The 16,165-nt window shown below is 57.4% G+C and carries 14 protein-coding genes; 5 read left to right on the top strand and 9 right to left on the bottom strand.

The features are described from left to right. Positions 1-19 precede the first annotated feature (19 nt). A complete protein-coding gene (leuS, locus tag VOI23_RS02805) occupies positions 20-2,680 on the bottom strand; it encodes a leucine--tRNA ligase (RefSeq protein ID WP_323781206.1) in 2,661 nt (886 codons plus the stop codon). Between the two features lie 146 nt (positions 2,681-2,826). Here leuS and VOI23_RS02800 point away from each other — a divergent pair, with 146 nt between their 5' ends. Beyond that, entirely contained in the window at positions 2,827-4,086 is a 1,260-nt protein-coding gene (locus VOI23_RS02800; protein ID WP_323781202.1) for a glycosyltransferase family 4 protein, read from the top strand. Between the two features lie 91 nt (positions 4,087-4,177). Here VOI23_RS02800 and VOI23_RS02795 read toward each other — a convergent pair whose 3' ends face one another. Further along, on the bottom strand, positions 4,178-4,696 hold the full coding sequence (locus VOI23_RS02795; protein ID WP_323781198.1) for a DUF3576 domain-containing protein: 519 nt from the start codon (positions 4,694-4,696) through the stop codon (positions 4,178-4,180). Between the two features lie 289 nt (positions 4,697-4,985). Between VOI23_RS02795 and VOI23_RS02790 the strand changes: the two genes are divergently transcribed. Continuing rightward, the gene (locus VOI23_RS02790; protein ID WP_323781195.1) at positions 4,986-5,858 is read left to right on the top strand and encodes a porin; all 873 of its coding nucleotides are present in this window, start codon (positions 4,986-4,988) and stop codon (positions 5,856-5,858) included. Between the two features lie 156 nt (positions 5,859-6,014). Here VOI23_RS02790 and VOI23_RS02785 read toward each other — a convergent pair whose 3' ends face one another. Beyond that, entirely contained in the window at positions 6,015-7,775 is a 1,761-nt protein-coding gene (locus tag VOI23_RS02785) for a tetratricopeptide repeat-containing sulfotransferase family protein (protein WP_323781192.1), read from the bottom strand. A gap of 141 nt (positions 7,776-7,916) precedes the next feature. On the opposite strand from VOI23_RS02785, the gene VOI23_RS02780 reads away from it, so the two are divergent. Beyond that, a complete protein-coding gene (locus VOI23_RS02780; protein WP_323781188.1) occupies positions 7,917-8,570 on the top strand; it encodes a YggS family pyridoxal phosphate-dependent enzyme in 654 nt (217 codons plus the stop codon). Between the two features lie 95 nt (positions 8,571-8,665). On the opposite strand, the gene VOI23_RS02775 is transcribed toward VOI23_RS02780, so the two are convergent. Genes VOI23_RS02775 through VOI23_RS02765 form a run of 3 tightly spaced genes read right to left on the bottom strand, consistent with a single transcriptional unit; the run spans position 8,666 to position 10,973 of the window. Beyond that, the gene (locus tag VOI23_RS02775) at positions 8,666-9,790 is read right to left on the bottom strand and encodes a CaiB/BaiF CoA-transferase family protein (RefSeq protein WP_323781184.1); all 1,125 of its coding nucleotides are present in this window, start codon (positions 9,788-9,790) and stop codon (positions 8,666-8,668) included. Continuing rightward, positions 9,790-10,446, bottom strand: coding sequence for a DsbA family protein (locus VOI23_RS02770; protein WP_323781181.1), 657 nt, complete (start codon positions 10,444-10,446; stop codon positions 9,790-9,792). Before VOI23_RS02770 ends, VOI23_RS02775 begins: the two co-directional genes overlap by 1 nt. A gap of 14 nt (positions 10,447-10,460) precedes the next feature. Continuing rightward, positions 10,461-10,973, bottom strand: a complete 513-nt coding sequence (locus VOI23_RS02765; RefSeq protein WP_323781178.1) for a DUF721 domain-containing protein — start codon at positions 10,971-10,973, stop codon at positions 10,461-10,463. Between the two features lie 123 nt (positions 10,974-11,096). Here VOI23_RS02765 and mutY point away from each other — a divergent pair, with 123 nt between their 5' ends. Both mutY and VOI23_RS02755 read left to right on the top strand, forming a co-directional pair. Then, positions 11,097-12,131 (top strand): A/G-specific adenine glycosylase, encoded by a 1,035-nt coding sequence (gene mutY, locus VOI23_RS02760; protein WP_323781175.1) that lies wholly within the window; start codon positions 11,097-11,099, stop codon positions 12,129-12,131. 41 nt (positions 12,132-12,172) lie between these two features. Beyond that, positions 12,173-13,309, top strand: a complete 1,137-nt coding sequence (locus VOI23_RS02755) for an alkane 1-monooxygenase (RefSeq protein ID WP_323781172.1) — start codon at positions 12,173-12,175, stop codon at positions 13,307-13,309. A 324-nt stretch (positions 13,310-13,633) separates the two neighbouring features. Here VOI23_RS02755 and VOI23_RS02750 read toward each other — a convergent pair whose 3' ends face one another. The 3 genes from VOI23_RS02750 to VOI23_RS02740 all read right to left on the bottom strand — a co-directional run bounded on the left by VOI23_RS02750 (position 13,634) and on the right by VOI23_RS02740 (position 16,022). Next, a complete protein-coding gene (locus tag VOI23_RS02750) occupies positions 13,634-14,737 on the bottom strand; it encodes a site-specific DNA-methyltransferase (RefSeq protein WP_416376496.1) in 1,104 nt (367 codons plus the stop codon). Between the two features lie 105 nt (positions 14,738-14,842). Then, the gene (locus VOI23_RS02745; RefSeq protein ID WP_323781169.1) at positions 14,843-15,460 is read right to left on the bottom strand and encodes a ribonuclease HII; all 618 of its coding nucleotides are present in this window, start codon (positions 15,458-15,460) and stop codon (positions 14,843-14,845) included. A 67-nt stretch (positions 15,461-15,527) separates the two neighbouring features. Next, positions 15,528-16,022 carry a hypothetical protein gene (locus tag VOI23_RS02740; RefSeq protein WP_323781166.1) on the bottom strand — a complete coding sequence of 165 codons (495 nt, stop codon included), beginning with the start codon at positions 16,020-16,022 and terminating at the stop codon, positions 15,528-15,530. Positions 16,023-16,165: the final 143 nt, after the last annotated feature.

Here is a 16,165-nt window from a genome sequence, read left to right as displayed (position 1 = left end):
CGAAAGGAAGTTTCTTCGGTCAGACAACCACATTCACGATCCGTCCCGGCACCACGATCAGCTTTTTCGGCTGGCCCCCTTCTAGGGCCTTGAGCACAGCTTCGTGTTCCAGAACCAGTTTTTCAACCTCTTCCTTCGGCATATCCTTGGCAACGCTGATTTCCGCCCGCCGTTTGCCGTTGATTTGAATCGGCATGGTGACGGATTCATCGACCATCATTGCCTCATCCGCCACAGGCCAGGGCGCGCTGGCGATCAGTCCCTGGCCGCCGAGGATTTGCCAACATTCTTCGGCCAGATGCGGCGTCATTGGCGACATAAGCTGCGCCAAGGTCTTGGCCGCTTCTTTCTTCGCTGCCGCGCCCGCCTTGGATTTCGCCAGCGTGTTGGTGAAGCCATAGAGTTTTGCGATCGAGGTGTTGAAGCCGAAACTGTCGACGCCGCCGGTCACTTCGTGGATCGCCTTGTGCATCGCCCGCAGCAGCACTTCGTCTTCCTTGGCGTTATCCGCGGCATCGCTGGCCGCGATTTCGGCGCAGATGCGGTACACGCGGGCCAGATGTTTGCTGGCCGCTTCGGCGCCGCTCGCGGTCCATTCCACATCGCGTTCCGGCGGGCTGTCGGACAGCACGAACCAACGCGCGGTATCGGCGCCGTATTGTTCGATGATCTGCACCGGGTCGACCACGTTGTTCTTGGACTTCGACATCTTGGCCGAGGGGATGATTTCGACAACCTCGCTTTCTAGTTTTCGCAGACTATGCACCTGCGCCAAGTCGAAGGGGTCGTTTGCATTCATACCCTGTTCGGAAACCCAAGATTTCAAAACAGCGGCTTTTCGGCCGTCCGGGTCGTTAAACTCAAGAACGTCTTCGGGGTAGTGATAGACCGGACGGCCATCGGCGCCCTTGGTCTGGTAAATCGCGTGGGTCACCATGCCTTGGGTGAACAGCGCGTTGAACGGTTCCTTCGATTTCTCCGGCAAATGCCCGCAGATATTCATCGCCCGCGCGAAGAAACGCGAATAGAGCAGGTGCAGGATCGCGTGTTCGATGCCGCCAATATACTGGTCGACGTTCATCCAGTAGTCGGCCTCGGCCGGATCGGTGGGGGTTTCCGCGCGCGGCGCGGTGAAGCGCGCGTAATACCACGAGCTGTCCACGAACGTGTCCATCGTGTCGGTTTCACGCTGCGCCGCTTGCCCACATTTCGGGCAGGTGCAGTCGCGCCAGGTCGGGTGCCGGTCCAGCGGGTTGCCGGGGATCGAGAAATCGATCGGCTGACCGCCCTCGTCATAGGGCAGTTGGATCGGCAGGTTTTCCTTCTTCTCGGGCACCACGCCGCAGGCATCGCAATGCACCACCGGGATCGGGCAGCCCCAGTAGCGCTGCCGCGACAGGCCCCAGTCGCGCAGGCGGAACTTGGTCACGCCCTGGCCGACGCCCTTGGATTCGCAGAAATCGATGGCGGCGATCACCGCGTCTTCACCGGTCTGGATTGCCTCGCCCGCGAAGCCTTTCACGTAACGCACCTTTTCGCTTTTCAGCGGTACGAAGGCGGCGTTTTCTGGGTAACCGCCTTCGACCGGCTCAAACGTCGGGACGATTGGCAGGTCATATTTAGTGGCGAAGTCGAAATCGCGTTCGTCATGCGCGGGGCAGCCGAAGATCGCGCCGGTGCCGTAATCCATCAGGATGAAGTTGGCGATATAGACCGGCAATTCCCAGCTTTCATCGAACGGATGACGCACGCGCAACCCGGTGTCGAAGCCCAGTTTTTCCGCTTTTTCGATAGCCTCGGCGGTGGTGCCGCCCTTACGCGCTTCGGCGCAGAAGGCCGCGACATCGTCGCGTTCCCGCTCCAGCGTCTTGGCCAACGGGTGATCAGGGGAAATGCCGACGAAAGACGCTCCCATCAGCGTGTCGGGACGGGTGGTGTAAACCTCGACACGGTCGGCGCCATGCGGCCCGTCGATCAGCGAGAACGCGAATTGCAGCCCGCGCGATTTACCGATCCAGTTGGCCTGCATCAGTTTCACCTTGGCGGGCCAATCGTCCAGTCCATCAAGTGCGTCCAGCAGTTCCTCGGAGAAATCGGAGATCTTGAAGAACCACTGGGTCAGTTCGCGCCGCTCGACCTCGGCACCGGATCGCCAGCCTTTGCCGTCGATCACCTGTTCATTGGCCAGAACGGTCATGTCGACCGGGTCCCAGTTGACCACCGCGTTCTTGCGGTAAACCAGGCCCTTTTCGATGAAGTCGATGAACATCGATTGCTGCTGACCGTAATATTCCGGGTCGCAGGTGGCGAACATGCGCGACCAGTCGAGCCCGAAGCCCAGCGGCTTCATCTGCTCGACCATCGTGTCGATGTTGGAATAGGTCCAGTCCTTGGGGTGACCGCCCGACGCCATCGCGGCGTTTTCCGCCGGCATGCCGAAGGCATCGAACCCCATCGGGTGCAGCACGTTATGGCCGGTGGAAATCTTGTAGCGCGCGATCACGTCGCCCATCGTGTAATTGCGCACATGCCCAATATGGATGCGGCCCGACGGATAGGGGAACATCTCCAGCACGTAATATTTCGGCTTATCCGCGCTGCGCACGGCTTTGAAGATTTCAGCCTTTTCCCAGGCCTCTTGCCACTTACCTTCGATGTCGGCGGCAGAATAGCGGGTCATATCGGATTCCTTGGCTTTGAGCATCGCGTCGTCGCAAGTGGTGATATGCGGGCTTTTTCTTGCGGTCCAGTGGGTAAAGGTAAAAATGCCGGTCTTTGCAGCGCGGACAGGCGCGCTATAAAGGAGAAAAGCAAGCAGGCATCCACATGAAAATCCTTTTCATTCACCAAAACTTTCCCGGCCAATACAAACATCTTGCTCCGGCTCTGGCTGCTGCAGGGCATCAATGTGTCGCCCTGACCCTGCGGGTGAAAGAGCCGCAGACATGGCGAGGGGTGCGGCTGCTGCCATATGGGATCAAGCGTAAACAGGGTGCCGGCATTCATCCTTGGGTGCTGGACTTCGACACCAAGGTGATCCGGGCAGAAGCCTGTTTCCACGCCGCCTGTTCCCTGCGGGATCAGGGATTCAGCCCCGATATTATTGTGGGCCATCCCGGTTGGGGCGAAACGATGTTCCTGCGGGATGTCTGGCCCGACGCGCGAATTGGGCTTTATTACGAACTTTATCATCTGTCCGGACCCGAACATGTTGGGTTCGATGCCGAATTCCAGACCAAGGCGTCAGAAACCGAAAAGCTGCGTATTCGGCTGAAAAACCTGAACAATCAGATGCATTACAAGATCGGTGATCTTGGCATCAGCCCGACCGAATTTCAGGCAGGAACCTTCCCGCCCGAATTTAGAGACAAGATCAGTGTGATCCATGACGGAATCGATACGGGCCATGTCGTGCCGAATTCGGAGGCATCGTTGCAGTTGCCAGACGGGTCCACCGTAACGCGAGATGACGAGGTGATCACCTTCGTCAACCGCAACCTGGAACCCTATCGCGGCTATCACGTTTTCATGCGGGCGCTGCCGCGGTTGTTAAAGGAACGACCAAACGCGAAGGTTCTGATCGTGGGTGGGGACGAGGTCAGTTATGGCTCGCGCCCCCCGAAGGGACAGAGCTGGAAACAGATTTTCATCGACGAAGTGCGCGGTCGTATTCCAACACCGAATTGGGACCGGGTGCATTTCCTGGGCCGCATTCCTTATGACAAATTCGTTTCGCTGCTACAGGTCAGTCGGGTGCATGTCTATCTGACCTATCCTTTTGTCCTGAGTTGGTCGCTGTTCGAGGCTATGAGCGCCGAGGCCGCGATCGTGGCCAGCGATACCGCCCCGTTGAAAGAAGCGATCCGGCACGGGGAAAATGGCCGTCTGGTCGATTTTTTCGATGGCGATGCATTGGTCAATGAGGTCTGTCTGCTGATGGAGAATGCCGGGATGCGCGAGGCACTGGGACAGGCGGCGCGTCAGCATGTGGTGGAAAACTACGATCTGCAGTCGGTCTGTCTGCCACGTCAGATGCAATGGATCGACCGGTTGGCACAAATGTCTGCCGGCGTGGTCGGCGATTAGGGTTTGGGATCAAGCAGCACTCGGATACCACCCATCCAATGAAAAAGGCACCGTGCCCGGTGCCTTTGAGATCATTTGAGATCGATTAGAATCACAGATTGCCGTCTTTAATGCGCAGCTGGCGCGCACGAGCCAGAATCGCATCTTCTACGGCGCGCTGGGTATCTGGGCTGACCGGGCGACCACCGCGTGTTTGCAGCGCCACGATAAGCGATCGTGCCTCAAGCGCAGGGTCTTTGACATATACGGTCGCGCGATAGGCCCGGCCACCGCCCGGCGGGGTGCCATATCCCATTACGATCACGCCGGTGAACGGATCGACTGTTTCCACCGGAAGGAAGTTCAGGACTTCCAGCGACGCGTTCCAGATATACCTGTTTACCGAAACCTGAAGATCGGTGTTCTTCTTTCTGAAAATATCCCAGACTGAATTCTTCTTATCGCTTCGTTCGATCGGGTTTCCGACGTCTTCGCGATTCATGTAGCCTTCGACATCGCCAGCAATCAAAGGCTGGCCGGGCGCACGGGGTTGGCCGCGTCCGCCACATGCAGCAACAGCGGTTAGTGCCAGCAAGACAATACACACCTTTGAAATACGCGTAATCGACATGACGTTGCCCCGTCCATTTCTTCGCAACTGTCCTAACGAAGGGGGGGGAAGGGGGCAAGGCTTTAGTGGTCATTGCCGCGCGCCGGACGGGGACTGAATCCCGGAGCGGAACCTCTCCGTTTCATAGGGCATTGGCAAGACTGTGGCAAAGCTGCACCATCTTTGGCCGGTTTGAGGCGGAGCCGCCCGCATCGCTTGCAAACAGACCCCGAAAAGAGCGAGAGAAACTGCATACCCAAACGGATTCCCCGTTTTGGGGCGCTTGATTAAAAAAACCGAGGGAAAAACTATGAAAAAAGTTCTCTTCGCTTCGACTGCTCTGATCGCAACCGCTGGTGTTGCTGCAGCAGACGTTTCGTTTGGCGGCTACGGCCGTTTTGGCGTTCTGTACATCGACGGTGCCACTCCGGAAACCCGTCTGGAATCGCGCTTCCGCATGAACATCGACGCATCGACCGAATCGGACGGTGGCGTTAAGTTCGGCGCTCGCGTTCGTATGCAGGCTGACGATGCAGGCACCGCAGCTGGCGTTGCTGGTCTGAACGCACCGCGTTTCTACCTGACCACCGGTGGTCTGACCGTTGCTGCTGGCAACATCCTGGGTGCACTCGACTCGATGCCCGGCCTGTACGCAGGCTCGATCGGCCTGTCCGGTCTGGGTTACTCGAACGTTGTAACCAACTTCGGTTCGGTTACCTACTCGTCGACCGGCGCAGGTAACAACGGCGTTGAAGTCATCTATTCGTCGGGCGCATTCGGTGCACACCTGTCGTATGGTGACTCGGTCATCGACCGTACTGAAGTCGCAGTGTCCTACAGCATGAACGGCTGGACCGTTGCAGCTGGTTTCCAGGATTCCAACGCAGCATCCTACGCTGAGTGGGTTCTGACCGCCGGCGGTAAAGTTGGCAACGTTGGTCTGGGTCTGGCAGTTGCACAAGACAACAACAGCAACACTTCGGCAACTCTGTCGGCTTCGTTCGCAGTTGGCGCAGCAACCACTGTTTCCGCTTACGTCGCATCTGACGAAGCTCAGGCAACCAAAGAAGCCTACGGCATTGGCGTAAGCCACAGCCTCGGCGGCGGTGTTTCGATTGTTGGCGGTGTTGTCGACACTCACGGCACCACCCGCGCCGATCTGGGCGTTAAGTTCAACTTCTAATCCTAGAAGTCGAACGACCCTATAGAGAGGCAGGCCCTAGCGGTCTGCCTCTTTTCTTTTGTCTGGCTGCAGCTTGAATGCGGGCAGTTACACCGCTTGATGCGGCTGCAACCGCACCGCAATGTCCGAGTGCCTGCAAATGTAAAAAGGTGCGGCTCAGCCTTCGCCGAGTTCGGGCCACAGGGTGGGGTCAAGATTGGCGATCAGCTCTGCAAGGGCCTGTTCGTGTTGCTTCCACTTGGCGAGAGAGTCGCGGTGAACCGGTTGCCGCACCTGATTGGCGCTTGCGGTTCGCACCGCGCCGGCGTTGCGTTCCGGGTGGGCCATGTCCGACACCCAATCAAGCCCACAATGATCCGCAAGGATTTTGCTGGCTTGTTCGATATCGGACACCAGATCAGAATAGCGAAGATCCAGAATGCGATCGGGGAAGACCGACGCCCAGTGGTTCATGTAGCGGCGATAGTCGTTCAGTTCCTGCGCCATCACCTTTTGATTGAAAGTGTAAGCCTGACCGGGATTGGAAAACACCGTATGCCACATCGATAGGGCGACTTCTCGTGGATCGCGGATGAGATGGACGATCCTGGCATTGGGGAGCGCGGAAAGGATAAAGCCGATCCGTTTGTAATTTCCTGGCATCTTATCCACGAAGGCCGTGGTCTCTTCTGGCATTTCAGGAAGGAATGATTGGTAAAACTGCGCCAATTCCTGTGCCGTGGTCAGATCCCATGGCACACCCTTTTCAAGAAATATCCGGCTGCCTCTTTCGATGCCAGGCAGTTCACCGGCGCCGTAAACGGATGGATGGGAAGAAATCACCTGTTCGGTCAGTGTCGTGCCCGAGCGTGGCAGCCCCAATACGAAAATTGGGGTTGGTGAAAAGGGTTCGTTTACCACATGAACAGGCTGGCCTGCCGGGAAATGCCCGCAAATGGCTTCAAATTCGGCGCGGGTTCGTTCCCGATCAAATGGTACTTGAGCGGCAAACGCTTCGTTCCCGATCGCGAACCACTTATCCGTTTCGGCACGATCACCGATTTTTAGTGCCGATTTCGCTTTGGCAAGGCAGATAAAGGCATGTTGAAGCGTGTTCTTCGGGACCTTGCGCAGGGCCGCGTCGATTTTGGGCTGCAACGCCGGTTGCTCGGCAGCCGGGCTTAACGTTGCCAGTTCCAGCAGCGCATCATGCGAATGCGGTTCTATTTCCAGCAGTTTATGGAAGGTCTCAATCGCCTTTTCTGTCTGCCCGCTTTCGTTCAGAAGATTCCCGTAGCGTTGCAGCGACAGGTAATGATTGGGATTGAGCGCAAGCGCCTTTTCCACATAGTCCAGCGCCTTTTCCATTTCATTGGCGCGGGCTTGGATCAGCGCCATATTGGTCAGAGTGTCGGGCGAATTGGGGTCGATATCCAGCGCCTTTTGATACGCGGCCAACGCTTCGTCTTCTCGTCCCAGCGAAAACAGGACCGCACCCAGCAAATTGTGCGCCCGAGCCAGCCTTGGATAATCAGCAAGAAGGTTGTTCAACGTCGATTCCGCAGCCGGATGATCGCCCGAATGCGATTCCGCCACAGCCTTGAAATAGAGAAGGTTATCGCGATCTTTCCGAGAGGTTAGATATTTTTCGATCAGCGTCAGAGCCGCGTCAGACTGACCGACTGATGTCAGGGCCTGAACCAGATTGTTCTGGGCATCGATATTGCCTGGAAACAACTGCAACGCTTTTCGGAAATACGAGATCGCTTCGCGTTGGTTGTTCTGCTGAGTCAAAGCGATACCGCAGACATTGGGGAAGAAGGATTCCTTTGGGAACTTCTTCATTGCCGTCTTGGCGGTTTTGAAGGCTGATTTCGCCCGGCCGGAATCCAGATGGGCCTTGGCTTTATCCGCCAACTGCTTTGCCGCCATGGTCATCGCTGAACCCTCTCTGTCTGCAATTGTCCTTACCATATAAATGGGTGCCAGGGCGCGTTCAATCCGGTACCCGAAAAGGCCAAAGGCGCTTTTCTTTTCTATCGGAGTGGTGTTCTTATCGGCCTGAAAAAGGGGGCCGATATGTCGCTGACTGAAATCCGGGAAAGAGTCGCAAAAGCAGAGAAAGACGCAGGCCGCGAAGCTGGCAGTGTCAAACTGATTGCCGTGTCCAAGGTGCAGCCCAATGAACGCGTAGAGGCGGTGCTGGAGCAGGGCCAGCGGTTGTTCGGCGAAAACAAGGTGCAGGAAGCGGCCGGGAAATGGCCGGATTTCAGGGCGCGGTTCGACGGTGTCGAAGTACATCTGATCGGGCCGCTGCAGACCAATAAGGCGCGTCAGGCGATGGGATTGTTCGAGGCGATCCATTCGCTTGACCGGCCGAAACTGGCCAATGCCCTAGCCCGGTTGACGCAGGAACTGGGGCAGTGCCCGGATCTTTTCATTCAGGTTAATACCGGGGAGGAACCGCAAAAAGCTGGCATCCTGCCAGCCGAGGCTGACGGTTTTATCGCGGATTGCCGTGATCTGGATCTGCCGGTTCACGGATTAATGTGCATTCCGCCGGCGGATGAAGAACCTTCGCTGCATTTTGCGCTACTGGGTAAAATTGCCGAACGTAACGGGCTGGCCGGTTTGTCGATGGGGATGAGCAGCGATTTCGAACGCGCTATCGCATTTGGCGCAACACATGTGCGGGTTGGTTCCGCCATTTTCGGTGAACGCGATTATGGCTAAGCGGCGGTTTCTGTCGGGGAGCCGCGCCTGAAAACGCTGCGACCCCCGACTTGTTGGGTCTGAATTCCATATCGAAATTCAAGCCGGAAAGTAGATCATTCTCCGGTTCCGTCATCTTCTCCCAGTTTCGGCGAAGGCCGGTCGAGCTTCAGTTCGGCATTGGAAAACCGAAACGGGGACCGGATGCCAGGGATACCGTCGAGTTCGATCTGCATCTCGCGGGCCTGCACCTGCGGATCGGCAAAAACGTCCGTCATGTCATTGATCGGACCGGCAGGGATGCCATTATCTTCGCAGCCCGACAAAAGCTCATGCTTGCTGCGTTTGCGGGTTTCGGTCATCAGCAGATCAATCATCCGGGGACGATTGGCCACCCGATCGGCGTTCTTCAGGAATTCTGGCGCTTGCGCCATCCAATCCAATCCCAACAGTTTGCACAGGCGTTGGTACTGAGCGTCGTTTCCCGTGGCGATGATGATATAGCCATCAGAGCAATCGAAAACCTGGTAGGGCGTCAAATTCGGATGGTAGTTTCCGGTCCGGCCCGGAGGCGTGCCGGTGCTGAGATAATTCATTCCCTGATTGGCTGTGACCGCGACCGCGACGTCGAAAAGGGCCATATCGATATGTTGACCTTCGCCGGTGCGTTCGCGCTGATAAAGCGCGGCCAGAATGCCCGCGACGGAATAAACACCGGTAAAGATATCGGTGATTGCTACGCCCGCGCGCTGCGGCTGACCGTCCGGGTCGCCGGTAATCGACATTAGTCCGGACATGCCTTGAATTATGTAGTCGTAGCCAGCCCGATGGGCGTAAGGGCCATCCTGTCCAAATCCGGTGATTGAGCAATAGATCAACCGCGGATTGACCTGTTTCAGGCTATCGTAATCAAGCCCGTATTTCGCCAGTCCACCGAGTTTGAAATTTTCGATCAGGATATCGGCATCTTTGATCAGGTCGCGCACATGCTCCTGACCTTCTAGGGTGCGGAAATCTGCCGTGACCGATTGCTTGCCTCGGTTGCAGGAATGGAAATAGGAGGCGGTCTTGTCTTCATCCCGTTCAATGAACGGCGGCCCCCATTGCCTTGTGTCGTCGCCGTCAGGGCTTTCGACCTTAATAACCTCGGCACCAAGGTCAGACAGGGTTTGACCGGCCCAAGGGCCGGCCAGAATTCGGGCGAGCTCGACAACTTTGAGCCCGGCAAGTGGTGCGGACATTACATCTCCAATTTCTGATCAAGGATCTCTTTCAAATCCTCGTATGTCATATTGGAATATTTTTCGCCATTGATGAACAGGGTCGGTGTTCCGGAAACGTCATCGGCTTCGGCGTTTTGCTGGAACCAGGTGTAAAGCGCTTGTGCCTTGTCACCATCGCTCAGGCAGCTGTTCAACTGATCCTGGGTCAATCCTGCCACCAGTCCGATCTTGCGCAAATTCTGCTCAATGGTTTTCAGGTTGCCGTCGCCGATCCAGTCGTGCTGATCGGCATAGAGCAGATCGGAGATGCCGAAGAACCGGTTCGGATCGCAGCGCGCGATCATCGCGGCCCAAAGGCCGGGGCGGTCGAAATAGACATCGCGGTAGATCAGCTTCACCTTGCCGGTTTCGATATATTCGGCCTTCACTTTCTTCAGCGGGCCATTGTTGAAATTGGCGCAATGCGGGCAGGTGAAGGATGCGTATTCCATCAGGGTCACCGGGGCGTCTTCTGCTCCCATCACCATTTCTCTGATGGCCGAGGTGTCCACATCATCCCCGGCGGCATAAGCGGCCCCGAAATCGGCCAGACCGGACGAACGGGGGGCAAGAGAGAACGCACCGGCGGTGACGGCGGCGGCCCCAATCAGGCCCAGAGCGTATCTGCGGTTCATATCGAACACCTTTCTTAACGTTTTGTCTTGGATAGAACGTTCTGCGCCAGCGCTTCAAGTGCTGTACGCAAAGCTGCGTCTTCTGCCCCGCGGGCAATTTCACTGGCCTGTTGCCGAATGGCAGGGTCAGGTCTGGCCGGGGACGGCTTAGCGGATTGAGCATAACGGAAATCGGCCTGACCTTCGGCAAAACCGACCGGGGCGGTCTGGGTGATGCGGATGCGGGAAATGGCGTTGTAGCCATAAACCCCGTTCACGCGTTCGCGCAGCTGTTCCTTTTGCATCTCAACCATCGGTGCCTGCGCCCCCGTGGTCAGGATCGTCAGTGTCGCGCCAAACCCTTGGCGGCCATATTTTACCTCGACCGGGCGGGCAATCGCGGCAAGATCATCCCCGGCGATTTCGGGCCAATGGGTCAGTAGCCGGGTTACGGCAAAGCCGCGCGTCGCCCCCGCATGCCTGATCTGCTGTTGCAGAAGCGAAGCGGTGCGTTCAAACCCTTTTGTTGTACTGCGTCTAACGGCCATCACTTGAATCCCTGATCCTGACACTATTCTAGTAGGGCCGGTGCAGGACGCCAGCGAATAGAACATGACAGGGCATAAAGTTTGCGTGACGGAGAATTAAGTGCGGCAGATCCAGAGGATCTGTTGACCTGGTATGACGCCAATGCGCGGACCATGCCCTGGCGCGTTGGTCCGCAGGCGCGCCGCGCGGGCCATACACCCGATCCATACCGGGTCTGGCTGTCCGAGGTCATGTTGCAGCAAACCACGGTTGCCGCGGTAAAGGACTATTTCAATCATTTCACGACGCGTTGGCCCACGGTAACAGCCTTGGCGGCGGCAGCGGACGAAGACGTGATGGGGGCTTGGGCGGGGTTGGGATATTATGCCCGCGCCCGCAATCTGTTGAAATGTGCCCGCGTGGTGGTGGCCGACCATGACGGGCAATTTCCCGCCACGCGCGATGGCCTGCTGAATCTGCCGGGGATCGGGCCCTATACCGCTGCGGCGATCGCGGCGATTGCATATGACCAGCCCGAAACCGTGGTCGACGGCAATGTCGAACGTGTCATGGCGCGACTGCATGATCTGCATCTGCCATTGCCCACCGCCAAGCCCGAACTGACTGAATTGGCGCGTCATCTGACACCGCCCCAGCGGCCCGGAGATTACGCCCAGGCGGTGATGGATCTGGGGGCCACGATCTGCACACCGAAATCGCCCAGTTGCGGTATCTGCCCGTGGTGCGACTCCTGTGCCGCCCGCGCGGCTGGAACCGCATCGGAATTACCCAAGAAGCTGCCGAAGAAGCCCAAGCCCACACGGGTGGGGATCGCCTATGTCGGACGGCGCACCGATGGGGCGCTGTTATTACAACGTCGTCCCGACAAGGGATTGTTGGGCGGCATGTTGGGATGGCCCGGATCGGACTGGGTAGAAACCCCGCCGGAAGAAACCCCGCCGATCGCTGCCGATTGGCGTGATCTGGGTGCTGAGGCGCGTCACACTTTTACCCATTTCCATCTGCGGCTTGCGGTTCGGGTGGCAGAAATTCCGTCTGAGGCGCAGCCGGATCAGGGCGAATTCGTGCCTCTGGATCGGTTTCGCCCGTCGGATTTGCCGACGGTGATGCGAAAGGTGTTTGACCTCGCTCGTGCTTCGTTCGAAGATGATTCCTGACGCGAGAAACCTGCCTTTGACCGGGAATGGAGTGTCCGTACATGACCCCCGCCAACAATTTGCGTGCTTTCCGTAATGCCATGCCGTTCTGGCTGTCGTTGAGCCTCATACCGGTCGCTCTGTTCAGTGCGGGAATGGGTGGGATCTGGACCGTCCTGCTGCCGCTCTGGGCGTGGTGGTTGTTCACATTGCTTGACGCGATCTTTGGGCTCAATCTGGAGAATGCCGATCCGGGCACACCGGATGCCGATTTGTTCTGGTATCGTTTGATCACGATGATCTGGTTTCCGATCCAGTTTGTTGTCATCTACGGGATGATTTTCTATGTCACCCGGGCGGATCATCTGGGGGTGGTCGAAAAGCTGGTACTGTTTTTTGGGGTCGGGGTGATTTCGGGGACTGTCGGGATCGTCTACAGCCACGAATTGATGCATCAGAAAAATAGACTGGAACGCTGGCTGGGGGACTTTTTGCTGGCAACCGTTTTGTATTCGCACTTCCGGTCGGAACACTTGCTGGTGCATCACCGTCATGTGGGAACGCCCCGAGATGCGGTGACAGCGCGCTATAACGAAGGGTTTCACCGCTATTTTTTCCGGGTGCTACGGGACTGTCCAAAATCGGCCTGGGCGGCGGAACGGGCGATGCTGGATCGGCGTAAACTGCCGGTACTGCATGGCTCGAACCCGTTCTGGCGCTATGGCGCGTTGCAACTGGCGGCTCTTGTTCTGGCCGTTGTCTTTGGCGGCTGGGAAGGGGTGTTCCTGTTCGTGGTTCAGGCTTTCAGTGCGATTTGGCAACTGGAGCTGACAAATTATGTGGAGCATTACGGGCTGACTCGGAAACATCTGGGCGAAGGCAAATACGAACATGTCAAACCGCATCACAGTTGGAATGCGGCGCATAAGGCGACGAACTGGCTGTTGATCAACCTGCAGCGCCATTCCGATCACCATTACAAACCCGACCGCCGGTTTCCCCTGCTGCAGAATTACGATGCAGCGGAGGCCCCGCAGTTGCCCTATGGCTATCCGCTGATGGCGTTGGTGGCGATGATCCCGCCGCTGTGGCGGCGGCGAATGAATCCGCGGGTACGCGAATGGCGGTGCAAATTCTATCCTGAGATCGAGGATTGGACGCCATACAAAACTGGCACTTTACCTCTGCCGCGGCTTTGACTTCAGGGGTGTCGAACTGTCTGCGCTGACGCGCAGGCAGGATTTGTCACGAATTCGCCTTTGGCAAATTCGCTCCGATTTTTTTGCCTCCGGCGGGAGTATTTGTATCAAGAAGAAGGCTTCTTCCTTTTGCAAAATATCCTTGGGGAACGAGACAGTCCCGGAAACTAATTCAGTCAGTCAATTATTGCGACGAGCGTGGGTTGCGACGACGGGAACAGCCAGCCAATCATCATGAAAAAAGCCCCGCCGAAAGGGCGGGGCAGGAAGGCACTCCGTGTCAGGCCACGGGTGCCGGCGGTAACTGATTGTTTGGGAGTTGGTTCAGTGATCCATTTCCGAGCGGATCTGCTGGCGTAGCAGATCAATGGGCACGTCTTTGCCTTCGCGCTTGATGCTCCAGTACGTCCACCCATTGCAGCTGGGTGCGCCTTCCAGCGCGGCGCCGACTTGATGGATCGAGCCCCGGGTTTCGCCCGCGATCAACGTGCCGTCGGCGCGAACCTTGGCGGTTTTGCCGCGCGGATTGACCAGCGTTTCACCCGGACGCAGCATGCCGCGTTCGACCAATTGTCCGAAGGGAATGCGCGGCTGTGCGCGTTTGCTGACCGAAACCTGCAACGCGTCACGGTCGAACCGTCGTGTCGCCGCGAGCCGCTTTTCTGCGACTTTGCGATAAGCCTCTTCCCGCTCGATACCGATGAAATCGCGGCCCAGCATTTTGGCGACGGCACCGGTTGTGCCGGTGCCGAAAAAGGGGTCCAAAACGACATCGCCGGGATTGGTGGTGCCGACCAGAATCCGATGCAACAGCGATTCCGGTTTCTGGGTCGGATGGGCCTTCTCGCCATTGTCATCCTTCAGCCGTTCCCCGCCATTGCAGATTGGCAGAACCCAGTCTGAACGCATCTGGATGCCTTCGTTCAGCGCTTTCAGCGCCTCGTAGTTGAATGTGTATTTCCCACCTTCGGATTTGCTGGCCCAGATCAGCGTTTCATGCGCGTTGGTGAACCGCTTGCCGCGGAAATTCGGCATCGGGTTAGATTTGCGCCAGACCACATCGTTGAGAATCCAGAAACCCTGATTCTGTAGCTCGGTGCCCATACGGAACACGTTGTGATAGGATCCGATCACCCAGAGCGCCCCATGGGGTTTCAGCACCCGCCGCGCGGCAGCAAGCCAGTCGCGCGTGAACCGGTCATAAGCGGCGAAGGAGGAAAACTGATCCCAATGATCGTCGACCGCGTCGACCTTGGAATTGTCCGGGCGGTGCAAATCGCCCTTCAATTGTAGGTTATATGGCGGATCCGCGAAAATCAGATCGATCGAATTCTCGGGAAGACTGTTCATCATCTCGATACAGTCGCCCGCAAGAATCGCGTTCAGAGGGAGCGCTGTCGCGCCCTTTTTCTTGTTCATCGTTGTCATTCTCTGCCTCAATACCCGGCGCATTTTTGCGCTCTGTGGTTGGGGACAAAGATGAGTCAAACTGGATTCTGGGTCAATTTCTTTTTTGAATCAGAGGGTTACGATTTACTCTTGATACAATATATTGTGTACCGGTTTGAAGGAACGCCTATGATGTGGGGTCACACCCAGATTTTGCAACGCTTCGGTATGCGCTTTGGTCGGATATCCGGCATTTGTTTCCCATCCATATCCGGGGAACTGTTGCGCCAAATCCCACATCACCTGATCGCGCCTTATTTTTGCCGCAATTGAGGCCGCCGCAATCGACAGCGAAAGCGCGTCGCCCTTGACCACGGCGCGCGACGGCAGGGTCAGACCCCTAGGGATCATGTTGCCGTCGATCAGGGTGAAATCTGGCGATGATTCCAGACCCTCAAGCGCGCGGATCATGGCGATATGGCTGGCGCGCAGGATATTGTGCTGGTCGATTTCTTCGACGCTGACATGGGCGACCGAGACATCGGCGTGTTCCAGCAGTTGTTCCAGCAGTGCCTGTCGCCTTTTTGCTGTCAACTTCTTGGAATCATTCAACCCCTCGGGGATGTGGTCAGGGTCCAGCACCACGGCTGCGGCGGTTACCGGTCCAGCGAGAGGGCCGCGCCCGACCTCGTCAACGCCGGCGACGCGCAAGTATCCTTGCGCGTGCGCCGATTGTTCGAATGTGTAATCTGGTTTGTTCATAACCAAGGCAGAAACCCTGATCCTTGGGATATTGCAAGTTGGATTGCCCGGGCGCGGATCATGACTGTCAGTTCCGCCGTGCGCGAAAGCCGCGCTGCTTCAGGCAGCTGGCCAGATAGCCGGGTCGGCGACCATCGCGATCCCAAATCCGTGTGCGGCAGGCATCGGGCAGCCGGTTGGCCTGACTGTAATGCACTTCTAAACAGCGGGCACCAAAGACGCGTTGATGGCCATAGCGGGTATTCGCCCGGATCATGCAGCCACCGGGTAGGGGTGCAATGCTGCGGCCGCGATCCGGCGACCGCCAATCGTCGTGATGACGGCGATCTGTTTCATAGCGTCGATCGGCCTGATGGCGGTACTGATCCCGATTTCGAGGCTGTGGCTGATTCACCGTGGTTTGCTGCCTCGAGTCGTTCAGCGCCGAGCCGATGATGATAAGCGCGGTGGCGCCGGCCAGAAATTGAACCAAATCGCGATCGCTGGCCCGTGCCGGTGCGGCGGTGAACGAAGCGAGCGCCAATGAAGCGGCCAGGATGGAGGCGATGAATTTACGGGACATGGGATTTCCTTTGCGGTTGTGGTTTCGATCCGATCCGGGGCCAGCGCAGCCACGAACCTTGCAAAACTACGATCCGGCTGATCCCGGATGACAGGCAATAACGCAGGCCTGTTATCGGATATCACCGGGCGCAAACCCCTTTG

It is taken from the genome of Thalassovita sp. (genome assembly GCF_034670005.1).
Classification (GTDB): Bacteria; Pseudomonadota; Alphaproteobacteria; order Rhodobacterales; family Rhodobacteraceae; genus Thalassobius.
The sequence above is the reverse complement of the archived record's forward strand: the minus strand, read 5'-3'. Positions and strand labels throughout refer to the sequence as shown.